This is a genomic window from Psychromonas arctica (assembly GCF_038155225.1).
GTDB classification, from domain to species: domain Bacteria; phylum Pseudomonadota; class Gammaproteobacteria; order Enterobacterales; family Psychromonadaceae; genus Psychromonas; species Psychromonas arctica_B.
In genome coordinates this window covers 1-218 of record NZ_JBAKBA010000312.1, presented here as the reverse complement: position 1 = coordinate 218, position 218 = coordinate 1, and the positions used below count along the sequence as shown (strand labels likewise).

The window sequence follows — 218 nt, the reverse complement described above, 5'->3', positions numbered from 1 at the left end:
TTTTTTAAGTAAAATAGCCACTAATGAATAACCTATAATAATGAATGTAAATATCACCACAAAAGACCAAACAATAGGCACATCAGAAACACCTTAGAAGCCATAACGAAAAGCATTAATCATATAAATAACCGGGTTGAAATGAGAAACACCTTGCCAAAAATCAGGCAGTAGAGAGATAGATTAAAATACGCCACCTAAATAAGTTAAGGGTGTTA

Annotated in this window: 1 pseudogene; it reads right to left on the bottom strand. The window is 32.1% G+C overall.

Annotated features, from left to right (window positions below):
• Positions 1–218 (bottom strand): annotated as a pseudogene (locus V6255_RS18650) (ABC transporter permease); the annotation flags it as partial.